Raw genomic sequence first — 18,399 nt, forward strand, 5'->3', positions numbered from 1 at the left:
AGAAAGCCTGTCAATACTAAAAACAAACACTATAACCGAATATAATTCTCAAACCAGATGGTAACACAGATTGTTAGTTATGAGCGATAAATTTCAGAAAATGTTATGTAAGCACATATTTACAGTTAACGGGGAACAGGTCATTTTGAATGCGGAGGTGTAGGGGTGTGGGGGTAGACCCCTACACCCCTTTATCCCACTTTTTCTGCTGCAAATGTAGCTTTGATTGCAGAAAGCTGGTACTGTAAAGTGTCAAGTCTACCACTGTGTACAAAAAGTAGCTGTTGAGTCCATGACAATCACGATCGCACTCAATACTGATTCTGTTAACTATCTGGATTTATCACCTGTTGATAAGGTAATGAATCAATTGCTACAAGAGGCAGCATCTCCAGACAAAACACAAAGCGTTTACGCTAAGTACGAACAGCAGTTACAGTTTGATATTAACTATCCCCTCGAACCTGGCGATCCTCGTGAATTGTCAGAATTGCCTGAATTAAGATTGTGGTTTGTGCGGTTAGATGCCAAATATCCCTGGTTGCCATTTTTATTAGATTGGAAAGCGGGAGAACTGGCTCGTTACACCGCTATGCTTGTACCCCATCAATTTAGTGCTAAGGAGGGTATTCAATATAATCCTGAAGCTTTAGAAATATTTTTGATGCACAAGGTTTTTGTTTTAAGTGACTGGTTAAAACAGCAAGATATTCCCTCACCAGCCAGAATTAAATCTATGGCGCAAATGCTAGGTTACGAATTAGATGATGCCTTTTTTGAAATGTTTTGAGGGATGAAGATCAAAAAAATTGCCCCCTGAGTTCAGGAGGCGCATCACCTTGGAGGAACGCCGCATAGCTAAGATGTGAGATTTAGCTAGCAACGTATTCTTTGACATTAGCTCGACGGCGACGGAGATGAGCTAAGGCTTGATGTTCTAACTGCCGAACACGCTCACGACTGAGGTTTAATCGTTCGCCGACTTTTGCTAGAGACATTTCGTTACCATCCTCTAAACCAAAGCGCAGTGCTAACACTTCTCGCTGTTGGGGTGTGAGTTCCGCTAACAAGGTGTTTAAGTCTTGGCGTAAGAACTCTTGGGTGGTGTAATACTCTGGAGATGGGCCTTCATCTTCGAGCATTTCTTGTAGTTCTGTATCTTGGTTATCACCGACTCGCACATCTAAGGAAACTGGTTGACGCGCCATGTTCAGATATTCACGAATCTGAGCAGGTTCTAGTTCTAGTTCTTTGGCAATTTCCGTCGGAGAAGGGGATCTTCCTAAAGTCTGAGCTAGTTCGCGCTGAACTTTTTTAATTTTGTTCAGTTTCTCGGTAATATGGATCGGTAGGCGAATTGTTCGCCCTTGTTGAGCGATCGCACGGGTAATTGCTTGGCGAATCCACCAGTAAGCGTAGGTGGAGAATTTATAACCCCGCATGGGGTCAAATTTCTCTACGCCTCGCTCTAATCCTAAAGTTCCCTCTTGGATTAAATCCAGAAACTCCATGTTACGTTTCTGGTACTTCTTCGCTATGGCTACTACCAAGCGTAGGTTCGCTTCAATCATCTTTTGCTTGGCGCGTTTACCTTGAGCAACGGTTTGTTTCACCTCGGTTTCCGACTGGTGAACATATTCCGCCCATTCTGATAAACTGGGTTCGTGTTCTAACTTCTTCGCTAAAGCTTCTTTAGCGTCTAGAAGTGACATCATTTGCTGCACCTGCTTCCCGTAAACAATCTCTTGCTCACGGGTGAGCAGGGGAACTCTACCAATTTCTCGCAGATAGGTTCGCACCATATCAGCCGTGAATTTGGCGTTCAGGTCTTCGTTGTGGGTGTTAACAGTAGGCATTGGTGCGTTGTCCTCTACTCCCTAAACACAATCAATCTTGAGTAACTAAATCTGACTAGGGACAGTAGTCAAATATCACACAACATGGCGCGCTACCAAAACTTTTCAATCAGGGTATGTCCATTTTCAGAAGGCGCGTCTTTGAGATATGTTCCCCTAGCTTCCCTACATTTTTGAATCTCTGACAAGCAATTTGGGTTGTTTTCAAGAATTCTTTCTCTAGTTGCTAGTGGCAACTGTTCAATCCGAAGTCAGTATGAGTTCTACTTATCTCATCATAAAACAAACCAGGCAAATAGTAAAGTAGCCTGAAGAGGGATATATATTATAATCCGAAATGGGCTGTTTGTTAAAAAAGATTTTCTTTCCTTGAACAACTTAACTATATCTATACTGACGCGGAAACCCCCTATTCTGTTGCGTGGAAGTATGGAGATAACCGAACTGGCTAAGGCAAGATGATGGAGGGAAGTTACGAAGAGTAAAATTTAGGAATTAGCTATGGGGGGGTGTAGTTAATAGGTTTTGGGGTGTAGGGGTGTAGGGGTGTAGGGATGTAGGGGTGTAGGGGTGTAGGGGTGTAGGGGTGTAGGGGTGTAGGGGAGACAAGGTAGAAAATCACTAACACCCAATGCCCAATGCCCCATGCCCCATGCCCAATGCCCCATGCCCCATTCCCCATTTATTTTCAGAAACCTAAATCGGCTTTGGCTAGTTCAGCAGCTGCAAATACTTCTGCGTCTGGTTTTTCTTCCCAGGCGGTATCACCAATTTCGGCGTAGAAGGTGGCATCATAGGGACGGGTTCTTACTACCACGGGCATAGGGACGGCATGACCTAATATTAAGGCTTGTTGCTTGGAGTCTAATTTTGCTAACACAGACCTTAGCCCGCCAGCACCAGAAACACCTGTAAAGATGGCATCGATGTCTTTTTCATCGTTGAGCAAGGCGGTGATGCGAGTACCTATTTGGGACATGACTTCATTATCTATCCCAGAGGGTCTTTGATCAACTACTAACAAGGTGACGAAATATTTCCGTAGTTCACGGGCGATTGTGCCGAAAATGGTACTTTGAACTATGGCTGGGTCAAGGAAACGGTGCGCCTCTTCTATGGTAATCATTAATGGTGTGGGGCGATCGCTGGGATTTTTGCTTTGTAAGAATTTATCGGCTTTTTTGACGTAATGCTCATGAATACGTCTGGTGATCATGTTAGTCACCAACATATAGGAGAGCATATTCGACTGCGAACCAAATTCTACTACAACATTTTTCCCGGCTTCTAAGGATTGTAAGATTTTATTAATATAGTTTTGCGGACAAACCGCTCTCATATATTTAAGAGTATCTAAACGCAATAGTTTACGCTGCAAGGCCATAATTGAGCCTTTATGTCCGCGCTTTTCATCACAGAACATCTCAATTTCTTCATTAGTCATGTTCAGCAATTGGATAATCCAAGATTTGCCGAACTCACTATATAAGATGTTGGCGTTATCTAAAGCGGCATCCGATAAGCCTAAATCTCTACTACATAATTTCACATCTTCGACTTCTATTTGTTCATAACTTAAATAGAGTTCTTGGGAATCTCGTACCCCCCGACGTTTGCTAGATTCGGGGTCAAGGGTGTAAACTTCGACTCTACCGGGAAATAGCTGTTTGAGTCCCTTGACGGTGTTAACGTTTTTACCCTCTGCTACAGCCTCCCAGCCATATTCAGAGTGCATATCAAAAATCAAGTTAACTGCGGCATTTTTGCGAATAACACCAGCTAAAAGTAAGCGGGTGAGAAAAGATTTACCCGTACCAGATTTACCAAATACCCCATTACTCCGTTCCACAAACCGATTTAAATCGATACACACGGGAACATCCATATCTAAGGGTTTACCGATGGAAAAGTTGCGCCTTTGGGGATCGTCTTCCCAACCAAATACCCGGCGAAAATCTTCTACACTCGCCTCATAAACTTGGCTAAAGTGACTAGGGATAGTTTTCACGGGGAGTAATTCCATCGTGGTACTAGTTTGGGGTTGGAAGGAAGCCAAATTAGTAGAGGATGGCACAAAGGGATTAGCAGATTTACCGTCAGTAGTGGAAAAAGACTCATTAGATTCTGGGGTAAACATTAACATCGGTGCGAGGTTAATCGTGCCGTATGTACCGCTACCAGCCAACACATCCCGTAAAAAAGTGTCCTCCCAACTGGGGGGATTAGCAATAATACGGGCATTAGCAGCACCTAATGCTACATCTGTCAGCATACAAAAAAAGCGCGATCGCATCCCCTGTACAACTAAAAATTTACCCACCCGCATATCTTCAACGGAGATATCGGGGTGTAATCGCACTTCTAGACCCCCAGTCAGAGAACCTTCTATTACTGAACCTAATGGTTGTTGTGAATTTTCATTAGTCATTAGTTAATGGGCATGGGGCATATCAATTCAAAATTCAAAATTAAGGAATTTTGGGGCATGGGGCATGGGGCATGGGGCATGGGGTGTTAGTGATTTTCTCCCTTGTCTACCTTGTCTACCTTGTCTACCTTGTCTCCCCTGTCTCCCCTATCTCCCCTGTCTGTCTCTACAAATTATTCAATCTGAATAGAAGTCGGTGCAGAACCGGGGGTAGGAACAATAGTTAAGGGTTTGCGGAATTGGGTGTAGATGCGATCGCGCCAAGTAAAAAAGGGTGCATAATCAGGGTTATCAGCTATAGATGGTACACCTTTACCGCGCAGGTTGGTGGGTAAATCTAAATAAGCTCCTTCTGGGAATTTTAAAAGCATGGATAAACCTGCCACTGCTAAATCAGCTAAGGTGGGTTCATCTCCAGTTAAATAGGGACTGTCGGCTAGCAAGAGGATGACTGCTTCTAGGTCTTGTTTTAAATCTGCGATCGCACTTTTGATCGCATCTGGCGTATATCCTACACCAAAACCCAACACTGTCATCAAATCCGCAGGCACACCTTCCACTAAATCTTTGAGAACATTTGGTATTGAGGTTGGTAATAAAGATTTCCGAACATTTTGGTCTTTACTAATCACAGAAAATAATGCTTTTCTACCCTTGATACCTATTGACTCATCAGCCCATTCTTCCATTAATAAAGTTAAAGCGCGTTGTTTAGGGTCTTTTGGTATAAGAGGGCGATCGGGATATTCTAAGTCTAAATACTTAGCTATTTCTGTTGAATCAGCAATATATCTACTACCATCTTTTAAGACAGGCACTTTTTGCTGTCCAGTCAATCTCAATAGTTCTACCTGACCAATTCCAGGTGTTACCTCAATTTTGCGGTATTCTAAACCTTTATAGTCTAGAATCAGTCGCACTTTTTCTGAATAGTGCGAGAGTTCCCATTGGTATAATTCCAACATAATTATATACCTTGTAACTAATCAGTTCATGAACTCTATAATTGTATATTCACTTCAAGTAAATTTCCTGAGTTAATCATTAACTATTACCTAATTTCCTTGCCTATAAAATTGCTACATTGGCATTTTTGATGGGATTTAGCATCCCACAAAAACTATTTTTATGTATCATTTAATATAGCATTTTCTACATTTATACCGTAAAATAGCACAGATAAATTATATTTGCTATAATGCTCTATTTATGATTTTTATCTATCTAATGCGATATGCAACTTATTAGTAAAACCCCTCTCCCAAACTTGTAGTCTGCAAGGAGAAGGAACTGCCTTGCGCGGGTTTCCCCCGTTGTAGTAAGTGGCGTGAGAGGTTTTGATTCTTCCTCCCTTTCCTTTAAAGGAAACGGTTTAGGGGTTAGATTTGAGAGAAATTTGTACACGACGTTATCTATATAGAAGTATCGTTGATGTTGCCAAAATTCTAGCGTAAGTATAGGATGGGTATTTAATTTTTGAAATGTACTTAGATTTGCTCTATTGCCAAAATTATGGAAATCAGTCTGAAGTCTATGTATAGCAAGATTGAAAGGAGAAAAACCATATTTTGATAGAAAAATCTTACCGCCGTAGTTAGATTTTGTTACTAGTAAGATGTTATAAGTCTTTAATGTAAACGCTGTAAAATTAGAACAAACAAAATTTATGAAGGTCAACTACAGCAAACTGCTGACTAATTTTGCTAGTGTAGTAAGTTTAGCAGGGGTTAGTTTCCTGATTAGCTTACCATCAGGTGCAAAACAGGTATTAAATCCCAATCCTAGTATTTTTCAAGAACCTCACTATAATCGGAGTCAATCTACCCCTGATAGTGTTACACAACTCACAAAAGATAACAATAAAAAACCGATAGCACAAACTCCAGGGGATGGCAAACTCAATCCTAGACCGAGTATCTTTAACGAACCTCCCTATAACCGTGGTAGTCGTACCACACCCACTGAAGTAGTACCCCCCCCCACAAACAACCCCACCGCACCTGAAACACAAGTACCTACAACTGAAACACCAGCAGCAGGTACAACTGACACTCAAAACAAAACCTTGTTAGCATTAGCCGAGTCTAACGGTTCTTTTACAGTGTTAACCCAAGCCATCAAAGCTGCTGGACTTGCGGAGGCTCTCCAAGGTAAAGATAACTTAACAGTGTTCGCGCCTACTGATGATGCGTTCAAAAAATTACCACAAGACGCTTTACAGGAATTGCTTAAACCAGAGAACAAAGAGGTATTAGTCAAAATTTTGACTTATCATGTTGTTCCTGGTAGTGTTGCATCGACAGATTTAAAATCCGGTGAAGTCAAAAGTCTTGAAGGTGGTGCGATCAATGTGAAAGTTGATCCTCAGACTGGTGTTACTGTCAATGAAGCTAAGGTAACACAGGCAGACATCAAAGCTAGTAATGGTATCATTCATGTCATTGATGAAGTGATTTTACCCCCTGATTTGTAAGTTAGGGATTTTCAAATAAACAAATATTCAAGGCCAAGCTAGTAGGGTGTGTTAGCAGCGAAAGCACGGCAAGTTCCTCAGACTCTTTGGTGCGTTACGGCTTACTCCTAACGCACCCTACTGGACTAACACGACTAAAATGTTGGAATAAAAAATTTTTTCATCAGCGTTTATCTGCGTTTATCTGTGTTTTTTATCCAAATCTAATGCACTATTTTAGCTGTGTCAATCCAGTAGTCTTTATCTGTATTTAATTAATTATTCGTCCATCTTTTATATAAATTATTCGATCAGATATATCCAAAATTCTACTATCATGCGTCACCATGAAAATAGAACAATTTTGTTCCTTAGCTAGTAATTGCATGATCTTAACAATATCTCGGCCTGATTTACTATCTAATGCAGCAGTCGGTTCATCAGCCAGAACTAATTTAGGATGACGTACTAAGGCACGAGCAATAGCTACTCGTTGTTTTTGACCTCCAGACAGTTCATCAGGGTAATAATCGGCTCGATTTCCTAATCGCACAGCATGAAGCATTGCTTCTGCCTGTTTACAAGCTTCCCTGTGAGAAATAGTATTGTCTAATTTGAGTGAAACTTGAACATTTTGCTTTGCTGTTAAGAAATTTAATAGATTATGAGATTGGAAAATATAGCCGATGTGACGACGTACTTGTACTAACTGGTCATGACTCGCTCTATAAAGCTCTTGTCCGAGAAATTTTAGACTGCCATTTTGTACGGAGCGTAATCCACCAATTAAAGTTAGCAATGTTGTTTTGCCTGAGCCTGAAGGCCCAGTCATAGTCACAATTTCTCCATATTTAATAGTTAAATTAATATCAAATAATATCTGGCTTTTTAGTGTTTTCTTCCCAAAGTAATGGTTAAGATTTCTAATACTAACAAGAGAGTCTTGCTTGAACATATTACTAAAAATTGCTAATGACAGTTAAAAAATATCTACTGGGTCTACATTCCGAAGTTTTCTTGTAGATATAAAAGCAGATATAAAACACATAGAAACAATAAATATTAATACCAAACTTGCTTTATCGAAAGTCATATTAATTGGTAATTTGGTGACATCTTTTGCTAATATATATAAATTCATAGATATACCAATTCCAGGTATGTAACCAAAACACGCTAGTATTAAAGATTGTTGAAAAATTATTATTAATAAATCTTGGTTTTTAAATCCTATTGCTTTAAGAGTTGCATATTCAGCTAGATGAGTAGCAATATTACTATAAAGAATTTGATAGACAATTACTACACCCACAACAAATACCATAGATACCATTAATTGAAATATAAATCCGACGGGCGCTCTTAGTGTCCAGTATTTTTTTTCTAAATTAATAAATTCCTGACGAGTAATAACTCTTACGTCTTTGGGTAATTTAGCTGATAATGATGCTAAAATTTTTTGGGTATTAGCATGAGGCTTAAGGTTAATCAACCCAATATCTAAATTTTGTGGTGAACGGTCTTGAAATATTTCAAAAAATGTAGATGTACTAACAAGTAAATTACCATCTACTCCAAATGATGCGCCTAGACTAAATAATCCACCCAATTGGACTTTATACCCAATTGAGGAAGTGTAATTAAATATTTCCATCGTGACAGTTTTGCCTTGTTCAAATTCTTGTACAATTGGCCCAAATTCTGTTCTAGATTTGCGATCAAATAATACTGTAAGTGGTAATTTTAGTAATATGAGCTTTTGGGAAATATTTGGTAGTGCTAAATTTGTCTTATCTGGAATGATACCCAGAACATAAATTGGTATTTTTAGCCCATTAATTGAATTTTTTACTTTAGCGAATTGCATATATAAAGGACTAACAGATTCTATTTCATCAAAACCTAATATTTGATATAAATACCATCGGGGGAAGCTTTGGTGAAGTGTTAAAGATTGATATTGATTACTAATAATAAATAAATCACCTTGTAAATTGTTATGTAGTTGTATAGCACTGGTATAAAGAGCATCCTGAAAACCGATTTGGATAAACATTAAGACTGCAATAAAAGCAATGCCAGTGACAGCAACACAAAAGCGAACTTTTTGTTTCGCTAGTTGTAGCCAAGCTAGAGATATATTAACAATCATCTTGAAAGCCTAAATTAACAGACGGAAAAAAGTTGAGGAGATTTAAATATTAATACGTACTTGAACCTGTAAGTTAGTCATCGCAGAAATTCGTTGATTATCCTTCATATTATTAATACGAATTTTGACTTGCATGACTTTATTATCTGTATCAGCTTTTAAAGTATTAAAAATATTTTGTTTACCTAGTTGTAAACCAATTTCTGTAACTGTTCCTTGTAATTCGTTTGGTAAAGCATCACTAGTAATAATGGCAGACTGGCCTAGATGGAGTTTTTTAATCTCAGTTTCATAAATTTCTGCTACTACGTACATTTGCTGGGTCTGACCTAAATCTGCTATACCTGTAGTACCGATAATTTCTCCAGGGTGTGTATTTATTTTAAGAACTTGAGCGTCTATAGGCGATCGCACATAACTTAATTCCAACTCGGCTTGAGCTTGTTTAACCGCAGCTTTTGCACTCTCAACAATAGCTTTTGCTGCTTGCACATCAGTCGAGCGAATTTCTGTCATACTCCCCAATTTGGCTTTCGCTTCCATTAACTGCTGTTGAATAGTTTTGAGCATCCGCTCATGAGCAGCTTTTGCTTCCATTAACTGCTGTTGAGCAACTTTAACTCGTAAATACTTGGTTTGCGCCTCAGAAGCTGAAATTGCTCCTAATTTATATAGCTGCTGATATCGCTGATTTTCACTGGCGATATGATCTAACTCCGCTTCTAAGCGAACTATTGTGGCTTGTTTGACAGCAGTTGCTCCTTTTAAATCAGCTTCTAAACGAGCTATTGTTGCTTTTTGTGCAGAGATATCTCCAGCTTTTGCTCCTGCTTGAACTTGATTTAGGCTCGCTTGAGCCACTAAAACTTGTTTTTGTGCCATTTCCAAGGCAGCAAGACGAGGATAATAACTATCAACAATAGCAAGTGTTTGCCCTTGACGTACCCAACTACCTTGTTTAACAAAGAGTTTTGCTACTCGCACACCCCCTTGGGAATTAGGAGCAGATACACGAATAACTTCTCCTTCAGGTTCTAAATATCCTAAAGCAGTAACATTCCTCATCACAGGTGAACTAATGGGTGTCACAGAGTCTGCTTGTAATTTCAACTGCGATCGGGAAAAGCTGTAGATAGAAACTATACTCATAACTACACCCATCATACTTGTCAACATTATTGACCAACCAACTAAAGGTTTTGTCGGTAATTGTCTTTGTTTGCCTACCATAATTATTTATTCCTATTTAGTAGACTCTTGAAAGTATAGTTTAGTGTTCTAACACAGCACCTTTGCTTCTTTTCGTCCTCAAAGGCAGTTAGTAACTACAACTATTGACTGTTGTGATTTAAAAGTTTTTAATGTCTGCTTACATGAGCCACCGTAGGAGCATTGCTTCGGTTTCAGAAAGCACAATTACCCAGTTAATAGTAAGGCGGGAAAAATCGAAAGTAAAAAGTTTATTATCGTCTATCCCTACCAGACGCGGAGATGTCGTTGAAATATTATTAATACCATCATGAACGGTGCTTAAATCAACAACAGTATTACCTCCAATTACACTTTCAGCTTGTACAGAAGGCATTTCATAGAAAAAAATACTCACGTCAGTTATCAGGAAGTCATAAATGTTTTTTTTACGCATTACCTTATTTTCAGAATGAGGATAAAAGTGCAATTTTTGTGTCTGATAAACTTACTTAACGTAATTTAAGGGTTTAATTCCCCGGCTGCTATCAAGACACAAGTGTTGTTGGGAAGTCTAAATACCCATTACAACACGGAAAAACGAATTGCGTAAAGCCTGCGGCATAGCTGCGCTCAGAGCGTAGCAGGAATTTAGTCCATTACGAATTGGTTTAATAGCTATATTTTTTAGTGGCTTTGAAAGTTAGTTTAGGCTTATTTGTGGAGATAAATCATTACCTAAATCTGTAAGATTTGGCGATTTTTGCAGCATTTTATTTTTACAAATAACTTCAATACAAGTTACTTTTCAGACGTATTTTATGGAATTAAGTCTTTATAAAGTCTTTTATTCTCGTTGTGTGAATTTGGGAAAATCTTTAACCTTATTCATGAGACTTATAGCGTCACGCACCAATCATTTATCCTGATACTTGCTTAAGTCCTGTAAATATCTGCCGATAAGTCATTTTGTACTATAATTCATCATAGAAAGCAAACCATATTTTTATTATTAAGTCTAAAAAACTTCTAATGCTCTGACTTCAATTAGATATAATTAAATTATTGACAATCTGATTTTTATAGGTGAGATATTAATGAGTAGCATAGTAATTCATGATCTATTATTAACCAACAGAGATTTTTATCAAACTCTCGATTCGGTCAATTTAAAAACCATATTAGGTGGACAACTTTACATGGAATTAAATAACTTCTATTATGGAGTTAATAATTTGACAAACACAAAAGTTTACTCTAGTAGATATAATGACCATATAGAGAGTATAGATAATTCAAGAAGTAGTTATAATCACGTTAATGTTGTATAATAATCATCAGAAATACTATAAAAACATGATTTTATTCTTGAATTGACATCCAAAACATTAAATTTTAAACATCTAAATTGAATTAATATGATTCTTGTACTCTTTTTTACAGCAGAATATCAAAATCTGAAAAACAGTTCACAGCAATGAATTAAAAATTGTAGTCTTATGAATAAAATAGTAATTAATGACTTGTTTTTACTGAATCAAGGATTTACACATATCCTCGACTCAGCACAACTAGAAAACATCTCAGGCGGCAAAATTTACCTAGCAATAAATAATTTTTATTATGGAATCAATAATGTAGTAAACACATCAGTTTCCTATGGTAGTTATAACAACTATATACATAGTATCGACAATTCAAGGAAAAGTTATAATTACGTTTATATTATATAAGAATTTGATTTGGTGTTGAGCCAATATCAAGAATTTTCAAAGTAGTACAGTCTTTTTTTGAGGACTAAAGTCCTCACTACAAACATTAGCGATGGCTTCCCAAACTACTGGGTAAGCTGAAAATGTTGGGTTGATTCAAATTGAAAATCTAAAATGTAATCATGATATAGGAATCATATTTAATTATTGAACAGATATGTAGCGGAGGCAAATTGCAGTGTGGATTTTCCTCCTGCAATATTGCCGTTGTGTTAGCAGCAAGAGTACAACACCTAGCACCCAGGCCTGTGGTGCGTTACGGCTACACATACTTAGATTTTTTCAGAAATCAAATACTAGTCCTATAATTAAATATTAAAACTAACAAATTAGACTAGACACACTACTACAAATTTTTTGCTATTTTATATTGCCAAATTTTAGGTGTGTCAGTCCATTGCATTAGGAATTACGGATTACTTCTGGAATTTTTATCCCCATATTATCCTGAGCAATTAAATTAGAAGCTTCTTGTAAAAGTTCTTTTTGTTCTTTGTTAATTGCTTCTAATCTCATGGCGATTTCTGCTAATCTTTGCTGCTTTTCTGGGTAAATATTTTGATGATTTTGCTCAATTAAAACTAAATTTTTGGTCGGTATGTCCTGATTGTTTGATTTTCTGAAAACTACACTGAAAAATTTAACTAAAGAGAAAAAGCTAAATTTAAGTACAGCTTGAATTAATTTTAAAGGAACTTGCAGAATTGACCAACTGGCTTGTTCAATCAAGCGCATAATTGCTTTGACAATACTCCAAATTAAAGTTAAAGCAAATAATAATACTACTAAACTAATAATAGGATGGTTAGCTGACCAATCTAATATTTGCAGTAAACGCAACAATGTCGGGTGCTGTATCAACCAATCATTAACAGCAGAATTAATACCTGCTGTGGGATTTAATAATGATGTTTGAATAGCTTGTGATGTTATATTCTGAAGCTGTTCAGCAGTTTGCCAACTTTCGTTAATTGTTTGTGTGACTGCATCAATAGTATGATCAGTTGTTGTGGTGGCAGTTTCTTGTACAGATTGCCGAAAAATCTCGGCTGAATTAGTCCACGATGCAATTTTTTGATGAGCAAAATCTTGTGCTGTATGCCAATGTTGCCCAACTGTCTCAGATAATTTGGTATATATTGCAACTGTCATAAGCAATTAAAATTTCAAAGTACAAAATTACCCAATTCCCAATACCTCAGATTTGCTGAGGGTGAATAATATTGTGATCGGCTACTATATGGCATCAGTATTTATCCGATGGCTTATGTTGAAAAATTTGCCAGTTGTATTAGCAGCCGCTACTGTGTTATTAACATCAATAGGTGATACTCACACTAGTTTAGCGGGAACTTGTGCCTCTAGGTGTGGCTCGCGTCCCCTTCAGTTTACACCTGGTCAACGTATCCGTTTAGAAGTAGTTAATAACACTTCTAATTTAATAGAACTACAAAAAATTGCAGGTTCTAAGACTATTCCTCTGCAACCAGGCCAAAAATTACAATTCCCGCAGGAAGACGGTAAACAGCCGAATCTTTCCTTAGTATTTTGGGATAAGACAGGATTAGCATTACAAGCAGTTGTTTCTAAGCCCAATTTTGCCACATTACGCGTAGAGATTCGTCCCACTTGGCGTTATCCAGGCGATCGCTCTCTTTATATACTTAATGATGGACGCGTCAGTGTGTTTTAAACCGAACATTATGATTTTGGAAGCCGTAATGCTCTATGTTAAACATGGCATGGAGCAAGACTTTGAAAGTGCTTTTCAGGAAGCCTCAAACATTATTGCATCGATGAATGGTTACATTTCCCATGAACTGCACAAATGTCTAGAGGTAAGAGGTAAGTATTTATTACTGGTAAAATGGACGAATTTAGAAGCACATACCATCGGTTTTAGAAATTCTCCTGAATATCAGCAATGGAAACAACTCCTGCACCATTTTTATGAGCCATTTCCCACGGTAGAACACTTTGAACCGATTCTAATAAAGTAAAGGTTTGGTAAGATTTTTGAAGTAAGCAAAGGGGTCAAGCTAATATAAGCTTCACCTCTTTAATTATGTGTTTATATTTAATGGCTGATAGCCAATAGCTCAATGCTAGCTCGACCTTTACCAGAACGATCGCAAAATTCTAGACGTTTACCCAATCAGCGTTGGCAAATTTACCCGCAAAAGCCGGAATTTGCCGCAGAATTGGCATTAGCAACGCATCTATCACCAATTGTCAGCCAATTGCTGATTAATCGTGGCATTGAAAGCCTAGAACAAGCACAAGCCTTTTTAAACCCCGAATCTCTTGATTTACCGTCACCTTTAGCACAATTCCCTGATTTGGGGTTGAGTGTGGAATTGTTGGCAGATGCGATCGCCTCTCAAAGTAAAATAGCCATCTGTGGTGATTATGATGCCGATGGCATGACTAGCACCGCTTTACTGTGGCGGAGTCTTCGCAGTTTAGGCGCGCAGGTAGATTACGCCATACCCAGCCGGATGCACGAAGGTTATGGGATTAATCAAAGAATTGTGGAAGAGTTCAAGAGTGAAGGTGTAGAGTTAATTTTAACTGTAGATAATGGCATTTCGGCTTTTGAACCCATAGCCAGAGCCAGAGAACTGGGTTTAACAGTAATTATTACAGATCACCACGACATCCCCCAAAAATTACCCCCAGCCAACGCCATCTTAAATCCCAAACTGATAGCCGAAACCTCACCCTATCGGGGAATTGCGGGTGTAGGTGTAGCCTATATCTTAGCGGTGTCTTTAGCGCAAAAACTAGGCAACACTAAAGGCTTAATTCAGCCGATGCTAGCACTTTTCACCCTGGGAACGATCGCAGATTTAGCACCCTTAACCGGCGTTAACCGTCGCTGGGTAAAACGCGGCTTGAAGCTCTTACCCAAATCCCAACTACCAGGGGTGCAGGCTTTGATTCAGGTAGGGGGAGTGCAGGCTAAGGGGGCAGGGGGCAGGGGGCAGGGGGCAGGGGAGCAGGGTGCAGGGGAGAAATCTTCTTCCCCAATTCCCAATGCCCAATTCCCAATGCCCAATGCCCAGTCGCTCAAACCAGAAGACATAGGTTTCCGCCTTGGCCCTCGCATTAACGCAATTGGACGCATTGGTGATCCCCAGACGGTGATTGAATTACTGACTACAGATGATATGTCATTGGCACTGGCGCGAGCTATCCAATGCGAACAAGTCAACACTACCCGTCAACAATTATGTGAGCAAATCGAGCAAGAAGCGATCGCATTTGTAGAAACTCAATTCATCGCCTCTCTTACACAAGACAGGGTTTTAGTGGTTGTCCAACCCAATTGGCATCATGGTGTAATTGGAATAGTCGCTTCTCGTTTAGTTGAACGTTACGGCGTACCTGTATTTATCGGTACTTACGAAAATGAGACGCACATTCGCGGTTCAGCCAGAGGAATACCGGAATTTCATGTCTTTGAAGCATTGGAATATTGCCAAGATTTACTAGGAAAGTTCGGGGGACACAAAGCCGCCGGCGGATTTTCTTTACCTGCTGAGAATTTAGACGTGTTGCGATCGCGTTTATGTGAGTTCGCTAACCAATGTCTTGAACCCCAACACCTCAAGCCATTACTGCAAATCGATGCTCAGGCGAATTTTAATCAAATCAACCCAGAACTTTACCAACAACTAGACACCCTCCATCCCTGCGGTATTGATAACCCAGATCCCGTATTTTGGACAGCTAACGTGAGAGTTGTTGAGCAGAAAATTGTTGGCAAAGGTCATATTAAACTCACCCTCAGCCAAAATATCAATCAGCAAGAGTATAGAATAAAAGCGATCGCTTGGCGGTGGCGTGATTACTTTCCTCTACCTTCACCATTAGATATAGCTTACAAATTGCGCGAAAATCACTTTAACGGTAACACTACCATTGAGATGGAGTTGGTAGGAGTCAGACTTGCTAAGGATTCACCATTGCAACTTTTTTATCAACCTTCCCCGAAACCTTTAAGAACTAGCTTCCATTACAACCAGCGTCAATATACCTGTGGGATTTATCAAAACATTTCACCCCCAGAGTTAAGAATCAAAAACTCTGAGGGTAAAGTGTTAATGATGCAACCAGGGAGTAAAATCGGTTTACTAGGGACTAGTCGTGAAGATGCCCTAGAAGTTGATGTATCATTACCCCAGTATGATTGTATTATTCAAGCTGCAATTCAAGCCTTATCAAACTTAAGTGCTGAGTCTTGAGTCTGAAAATTGCAAACTAACTCAGCACTCAGCACTCCTAAAGGTTGCCGTTGCGGAAAGCCAGGACAAAAATCACAGCAGGCCCAGCCAAAACAATTAATGCAACAGAGGTTAGCTGGAAAATCACTTCCCAATTAATGTTAGCAATAGCATCAAACATCTTTTTTCATTCCTCCCAATGGTCTTAAAAATTTAATTACTCAGTTGCAATACCCGCAATCAATGATATCTGGGAATCGCCAGTGATATTTAATTTACTTAATAAAAGTATAGGAAAAAACATAAAATGGCAACATGGCAATGTGTGAAACAATGTGGAGCTTGCTGCAACCTTGACCCAGCAGATCGTCCCGAAATAGAAGATTATCTCACACCGGCAGAATTGGAATTATACATGAGTATGGTGGGTGAGGGCGGTTGGTGCATTAACTTTGACCATGACACAAGAGAATGCCGCATTTACGCCAATCGTCCCCGCTTTTGCCGTGTAGAACCAACCATATTTGAGGATATGTATGGTATTGAACCAGAAGAACTCAATGATTTTGCTATAGACTGCTGTCGTCAACAAATTGAAGGGGTCTACGGTGACAGAAGCTTAGAAATGCTACGTTTCGATAAAGCGGTCGGGATTTAAAGTTATGTTAAGTTGATTTTAATCTTTCAAAGACTGGTATCTAGGCACAAAGCTCTAGTCACTTCTTTCTTCATCTTCTCCTCCGTTTAATTTCAGATTCCAAAGCTTTAACGACTAAATCATTGAAAGATTCGTTAGTTTCCTTAACTTTTTTAGCTTTGGCAAGTAGTTCCAACGGAAAACGGATTGTTAAATCTTCAGTTTCCATAATATTCACTGCAACTGAGTAATGGTATAGCTTGTTTTTATTACTCTATGTCATAAGAAAGTTGCATTTTTGCAGTAGAGTTGCAATTTATTACAATCATCTGAGAAAATGAGAAGAATATGAAAAATCTCTAGTAACAAAACTACTGCCTGTGAAACTTGACTCTGCACCTGTAATCCTAACTGGCTTATCTGCATCTGCAAGCCAGCCAGAACTAACAGCAAGTACCGAACCTACAACCATTGAAACGATTCAGCCTGTAGCTAGTGCTGACAGTCAGAAAAAGCAGGACTCACCCATAGTTGTTTTTGGCACTACATTTATTACTATTTTTCTCGCGGAAATTGGCGATAAAACCCAGCTATCTACCTTATTAATGAGTGCAGAATCTCATGCACCCTGGGTAGTCTTTCTCGGTTCTGCGGCTGCACTGATCACCACCAGTTTATTAGGTGTACTGTTAGGAAGTTGGATTTCTAAACAACTCAGTCCCAAAGCCTTAGACAAATCAGCCGGAGTCATGTTGCTGTTAGTCTCCGTCATGCTGTTCTGGGATGTATTACAAGGTTAATTTTCCCTATTCCCCTAACCCCTAACCCCAAAATTATGGATTGGCATCTTTTAGGACTGAGTTTTATTACAGTTTTCATATCTGAATTAGGCGACAAAAGCCAGTTAGCCGCGATCGCACTTTCTGGTCGTGGTCAATCTGTGCGTGCGGTATTCTTTGGTAGTGCGGCAGCGTTACTCTTAGCTAGTTTCTTAGGTGCATTGGCTGGGGGTGCAGTCGCAGAGGTATTACCTACCCGGTTATTAAAAGCGATCGCGGCTGTAGGTTTTGCTATTCTCGCTGTTCGTCTACTGTTCTTTAATAACGAAGAATCCTTAGAATCTGAATAGATTCCAGAAAATCTGCAACCGTAATGCTAATTCCCCAACTTTCTACACCCCGCTTAATTTTAAGGGCATTTAATCAGCAAGACTTTGACGCTTACGCCGATATGTGCGGTGATCCCGAAGTTGTGCGTTACATCGGTTACGGTAAACCTTTATCCCGTGAAGAATCATGGCGCAATCTGGCGATGATGCTGGGACATTGGCAATTGCGGGGTTATGGAATGTGGGCGGTTGAAGAAAAATCCAGTGGCGAAATGATTGGTAGAATTGGCTATTGGCAACCAGAAAACTGGCCGGGACTAGAAATTGGCTGGTCTTTGCGGCGACAATTTTGGGGCTTGGGCTATGCTACCGAAGGTGCAAAGGCGGCAATGGCTTATGGCTTTGAAAATTGGGGAATAACCGAGTTAATCAGCTTAATCCGCCCAGAAAATCAAGCTTCTAGGCGGGTAGCTGAAAAATTAGGTGAAAAATTGCAAAGTGCGATCGCTCTTCTGGGTGCAGAAGCTTTAGTGTATAGCATCAACCAGGAAGATTTTTATCGTCAGGGTTGAGAGTTGAC

The 18,399-nt window shown here is 39.2% G+C and carries 20 protein-coding genes; 9 read left to right on the top strand and 11 right to left on the bottom strand.

The features are described 5' to 3' along the window. Positions 1–292: 292 nt before the first annotated feature. Positions 293–790, top strand: a complete 498-nt coding sequence (locus ACPZ3T_RS20980; protein ID WP_490271392.1) for a CRR6 family NdhI maturation factor — start codon at positions 293–295, stop codon at positions 788–790. Between the two features lie 82 nt (positions 791–872). Here the strand turns inward: ACPZ3T_RS20980 and ACPZ3T_RS20985 are convergent, their stop codons facing one another. The 4 genes from ACPZ3T_RS20985 to ACPZ3T_RS21000 all read right to left on the bottom strand — a co-directional run bounded on the left by ACPZ3T_RS20985 (position 873) and on the right by ACPZ3T_RS21000 (position 5,249). Next, on the bottom strand, positions 873–1,856 hold the full coding sequence (locus ACPZ3T_RS20985) for an RNA polymerase sigma factor, RpoD/SigA family (RefSeq protein WP_490271393.1): 984 nt from the start codon (positions 1,854–1,856) through the stop codon (positions 873–875). Between the two features lie 515 nt (positions 1,857–2,371). Beyond that, positions 2,372–2,524 (bottom strand): hypothetical protein, encoded by a 153-nt coding sequence (locus tag ACPZ3T_RS20990; RefSeq protein WP_490271394.1) that lies wholly within the window; start codon positions 2,522–2,524, stop codon positions 2,372–2,374. A gap of 20 nt (positions 2,525–2,544) precedes the next feature. Then, entirely contained in the window at positions 2,545–4,284 is a 1,740-nt protein-coding gene (locus tag ACPZ3T_RS20995; RefSeq protein ID WP_490271395.1) for a helicase HerA domain-containing protein, read from the bottom strand. A 173-nt stretch (positions 4,285–4,457) separates the two neighbouring features. After that, complete coding sequence (locus ACPZ3T_RS21000; protein ID WP_490271396.1) at positions 4,458–5,249, bottom strand: glutathione S-transferase; 792 nt, start codon at positions 5,247–5,249, stop codon at positions 4,458–4,460. Between the two features lie 701 nt (positions 5,250–5,950). Between ACPZ3T_RS21000 and ACPZ3T_RS21005 the strand changes: the two genes are divergently transcribed. Further along, positions 5,951–6,757: a fasciclin domain-containing protein gene (locus ACPZ3T_RS21005; RefSeq protein WP_490271397.1), complete on the top strand. Its 807-nt coding sequence runs from the start codon at positions 5,951–5,953 to the stop codon at positions 6,755–6,757. 250 nt (positions 6,758–7,007) lie between these two features. Here the strand turns inward: ACPZ3T_RS21005 and ACPZ3T_RS21010 are convergent, their stop codons facing one another. The 5 genes from ACPZ3T_RS21010 to ACPZ3T_RS21030 form a co-directional block, all read right to left on the bottom strand. Beyond that, positions 7,008–7,691 carry a DevA family ABC transporter ATP-binding protein gene (locus ACPZ3T_RS21010; RefSeq protein WP_490271398.1) on the bottom strand — a complete coding sequence of 228 codons (684 nt, stop codon included), beginning with the start codon at positions 7,689–7,691 and terminating at the stop codon, positions 7,008–7,010. Between the two features lie 24 nt (positions 7,692–7,715). After that, positions 7,716–8,888, bottom strand: a complete 1,173-nt coding sequence (gene devC, locus ACPZ3T_RS21015) for an ABC transporter permease DevC (protein ID WP_490271399.1) — start codon at positions 8,886–8,888, stop codon at positions 7,716–7,718. 42 nt (positions 8,889–8,930) lie between these two features. Then, the gene (locus ACPZ3T_RS21020) at positions 8,931–10,118 is read right to left on the bottom strand and encodes an ABC exporter membrane fusion protein (protein ID WP_490271400.1); all 1,188 of its coding nucleotides are present in this window, start codon (positions 10,116–10,118) and stop codon (positions 8,931–8,933) included. Positions 10,119–10,257: 139 nt separating this feature from the next. Continuing rightward, complete coding sequence (locus ACPZ3T_RS21025) at positions 10,258–10,533, bottom strand: hypothetical protein (RefSeq protein WP_490271401.1); 276 nt, start codon at positions 10,531–10,533, stop codon at positions 10,258–10,260. 1,717 nt (positions 10,534–12,250) lie between these two features. After that, positions 12,251–13,000, bottom strand: coding sequence for a hypothetical protein (locus tag ACPZ3T_RS21030; protein ID WP_490271402.1), 750 nt, complete (start codon positions 12,998–13,000; stop codon positions 12,251–12,253). 115 nt (positions 13,001–13,115) lie between these two features. Between ACPZ3T_RS21030 and ACPZ3T_RS21035 the strand changes: the two genes are divergently transcribed. The 3 genes from ACPZ3T_RS21035 (at position 13,116) to ACPZ3T_RS21045 (ending at position 16,095) form a co-directional block, all read left to right on the top strand. Beyond that, on the top strand, positions 13,116–13,541 hold the full coding sequence (locus ACPZ3T_RS21035; protein WP_490277305.1) for a hypothetical protein: 426 nt from the start codon (positions 13,116–13,118) through the stop codon (positions 13,539–13,541). 10 nt (positions 13,542–13,551) lie between these two features. Further along, the gene (locus ACPZ3T_RS21040; RefSeq protein WP_490271403.1) at positions 13,552–13,848 is read left to right on the top strand and encodes an antibiotic biosynthesis monooxygenase family protein; all 297 of its coding nucleotides are present in this window, start codon (positions 13,552–13,554) and stop codon (positions 13,846–13,848) included. Positions 13,849–13,950: 102 nt separating this feature from the next. After that, a complete protein-coding gene (locus tag ACPZ3T_RS21045; RefSeq protein ID WP_490271404.1) occupies positions 13,951–16,095 on the top strand; it encodes a single-stranded-DNA-specific exonuclease RecJ in 2,145 nt (714 codons plus the stop codon). 37 nt (positions 16,096–16,132) lie between these two features. On the opposite strand, the gene psb30 is transcribed toward ACPZ3T_RS21045, so the two are convergent. Further along, entirely contained in the window at positions 16,133–16,255 is a 123-nt protein-coding gene (gene psb30, locus ACPZ3T_RS21050; RefSeq protein WP_490271405.1) for a photosystem II reaction center protein Ycf12/Psb30, read from the bottom strand. Between the two features lie 126 nt (positions 16,256–16,381). On the opposite strand from psb30, the gene ACPZ3T_RS21055 reads away from it, so the two are divergent. Then, positions 16,382–16,732 (top strand): YkgJ family cysteine cluster protein, encoded by a 351-nt coding sequence (locus ACPZ3T_RS21055; protein ID WP_490271406.1) that lies wholly within the window; start codon positions 16,382–16,384, stop codon positions 16,730–16,732. Between the two features lie 70 nt (positions 16,733–16,802). Here the strand turns inward: ACPZ3T_RS21055 and ACPZ3T_RS21060 are convergent, their stop codons facing one another. Then, complete coding sequence (locus ACPZ3T_RS21060) at positions 16,803–16,940, bottom strand: YlcI/YnfO family protein (RefSeq protein WP_490271407.1); 138 nt, start codon at positions 16,938–16,940, stop codon at positions 16,803–16,805. Positions 16,941–17,091: 151 nt separating this feature from the next. Here ACPZ3T_RS21060 and ACPZ3T_RS21065 point away from each other — a divergent pair, with 151 nt between their 5' ends. The 3 genes from ACPZ3T_RS21065 to ACPZ3T_RS21075 are packed head-to-tail and all read left to right on the top strand — an operon-like array spanning position 17,092 to position 18,391. Further along, positions 17,092–17,511, top strand: coding sequence for a TMEM165/GDT1 family protein (locus ACPZ3T_RS21065; protein WP_490271408.1), 420 nt, complete (start codon positions 17,092–17,094; stop codon positions 17,509–17,511). 35 nt (positions 17,512–17,546) lie between these two features. Further along, positions 17,547–17,840 carry a TMEM165/GDT1 family protein gene (locus tag ACPZ3T_RS21070; protein WP_015138438.1) on the top strand — a complete coding sequence of 98 codons (294 nt, stop codon included), beginning with the start codon at positions 17,547–17,549 and terminating at the stop codon, positions 17,838–17,840. 23 nt (positions 17,841–17,863) lie between these two features. Continuing rightward, positions 17,864–18,391 carry a GNAT family N-acetyltransferase gene (locus ACPZ3T_RS21075; RefSeq protein ID WP_490271409.1) on the top strand — a complete coding sequence of 176 codons (528 nt, stop codon included), beginning with the start codon at positions 17,864–17,866 and terminating at the stop codon, positions 18,389–18,391. The last annotated feature ends 8 nt before the right edge of the window (positions 18,392–18,399 follow it).

This window comes from Aliinostoc maniaoense (assembly GCF_058172895.1).

Excerpts from the sequence above, each read along its gene's own strand:
- ACPZ3T_RS20980 (WP_490271392.1), top strand. The coding sequence starts at position 293 with ATGACAATCACGATCGCACTCAATACTGATTCTGTTAACTATCTGGAT.
- ACPZ3T_RS20985 (WP_490271393.1), bottom strand. The coding sequence starts at position 1,856 with ATGCCTACTGTTAACACCCACAACGAAGACCTGAACGCCAAATTCACG.
- ACPZ3T_RS20990 (WP_490271394.1), bottom strand. The coding sequence starts at position 2,524 with ATGGGGCATTGGGCATGGGGCATGGGGCATTGGGCATTGGGTGTTAGT.
- ACPZ3T_RS20995 (WP_490271395.1), bottom strand. The coding sequence starts at position 4,284 with ATGACTAATGAAAATTCACAACAACCATTAGGTTCAGTAATAGAAGGT.
- ACPZ3T_RS21000 (WP_490271396.1), bottom strand. The coding sequence starts at position 5,249 with ATGTTGGAATTATACCAATGGGAACTCTCGCACTATTCAGAAAAAGTG.
- ACPZ3T_RS21005 (WP_490271397.1), top strand. The coding sequence starts at position 5,951 with ATGAAGGTCAACTACAGCAAACTGCTGACTAATTTTGCTAGTGTAGTA.
- ACPZ3T_RS21010 (WP_490271398.1), bottom strand. The coding sequence starts at position 7,691 with ATGTTCAAGCAAGACTCTCTTGTTAGTATTAGAAATCTTAACCATTAC.
- devC (WP_490271399.1), bottom strand. The coding sequence starts at position 8,888 with ATGATTGTTAATATATCTCTAGCTTGGCTACAACTAGCGAAACAAAAA.
- ACPZ3T_RS21020 (WP_490271400.1), bottom strand. The coding sequence starts at position 10,118 with ATGGTAGGCAAACAAAGACAATTACCGACAAAACCTTTAGTTGGTTGG.
- ACPZ3T_RS21025 (WP_490271401.1), bottom strand. The coding sequence starts at position 10,533 with ATGCGTAAAAAAAACATTTATGACTTCCTGATAACTGACGTGAGTATT.
- ACPZ3T_RS21030 (WP_490271402.1), bottom strand. The coding sequence starts at position 13,000 with ATGACAGTTGCAATATATACCAAATTATCTGAGACAGTTGGGCAACAT.
- ACPZ3T_RS21035 (WP_490277305.1), top strand. The coding sequence starts at position 13,116 with ATGTTGAAAAATTTGCCAGTTGTATTAGCAGCCGCTACTGTGTTATTA.
- ACPZ3T_RS21040 (WP_490271403.1), top strand. The coding sequence starts at position 13,552 with ATGATTTTGGAAGCCGTAATGCTCTATGTTAAACATGGCATGGAGCAA.
- ACPZ3T_RS21045 (WP_490271404.1), top strand. The coding sequence starts at position 13,951 with ATGCTAGCTCGACCTTTACCAGAACGATCGCAAAATTCTAGACGTTTA.
- psb30 (WP_490271405.1), bottom strand. The coding sequence starts at position 16,255 with ATGTTTGATGCTATTGCTAACATTAATTGGGAAGTGATTTTCCAGCTA.
- ACPZ3T_RS21055 (WP_490271406.1), top strand. The coding sequence starts at position 16,382 with ATGGCAACATGGCAATGTGTGAAACAATGTGGAGCTTGCTGCAACCTT.
- ACPZ3T_RS21060 (WP_490271407.1), bottom strand. The coding sequence starts at position 16,940 with ATGGAAACTGAAGATTTAACAATCCGTTTTCCGTTGGAACTACTTGCC.
- ACPZ3T_RS21070 (WP_015138438.1), top strand. The coding sequence starts at position 17,547 with ATGGATTGGCATCTTTTAGGACTGAGTTTTATTACAGTTTTCATATCT.
- ACPZ3T_RS21075 (WP_490271409.1), top strand. The coding sequence starts at position 17,864 with ATGCTAATTCCCCAACTTTCTACACCCCGCTTAATTTTAAGGGCATTT.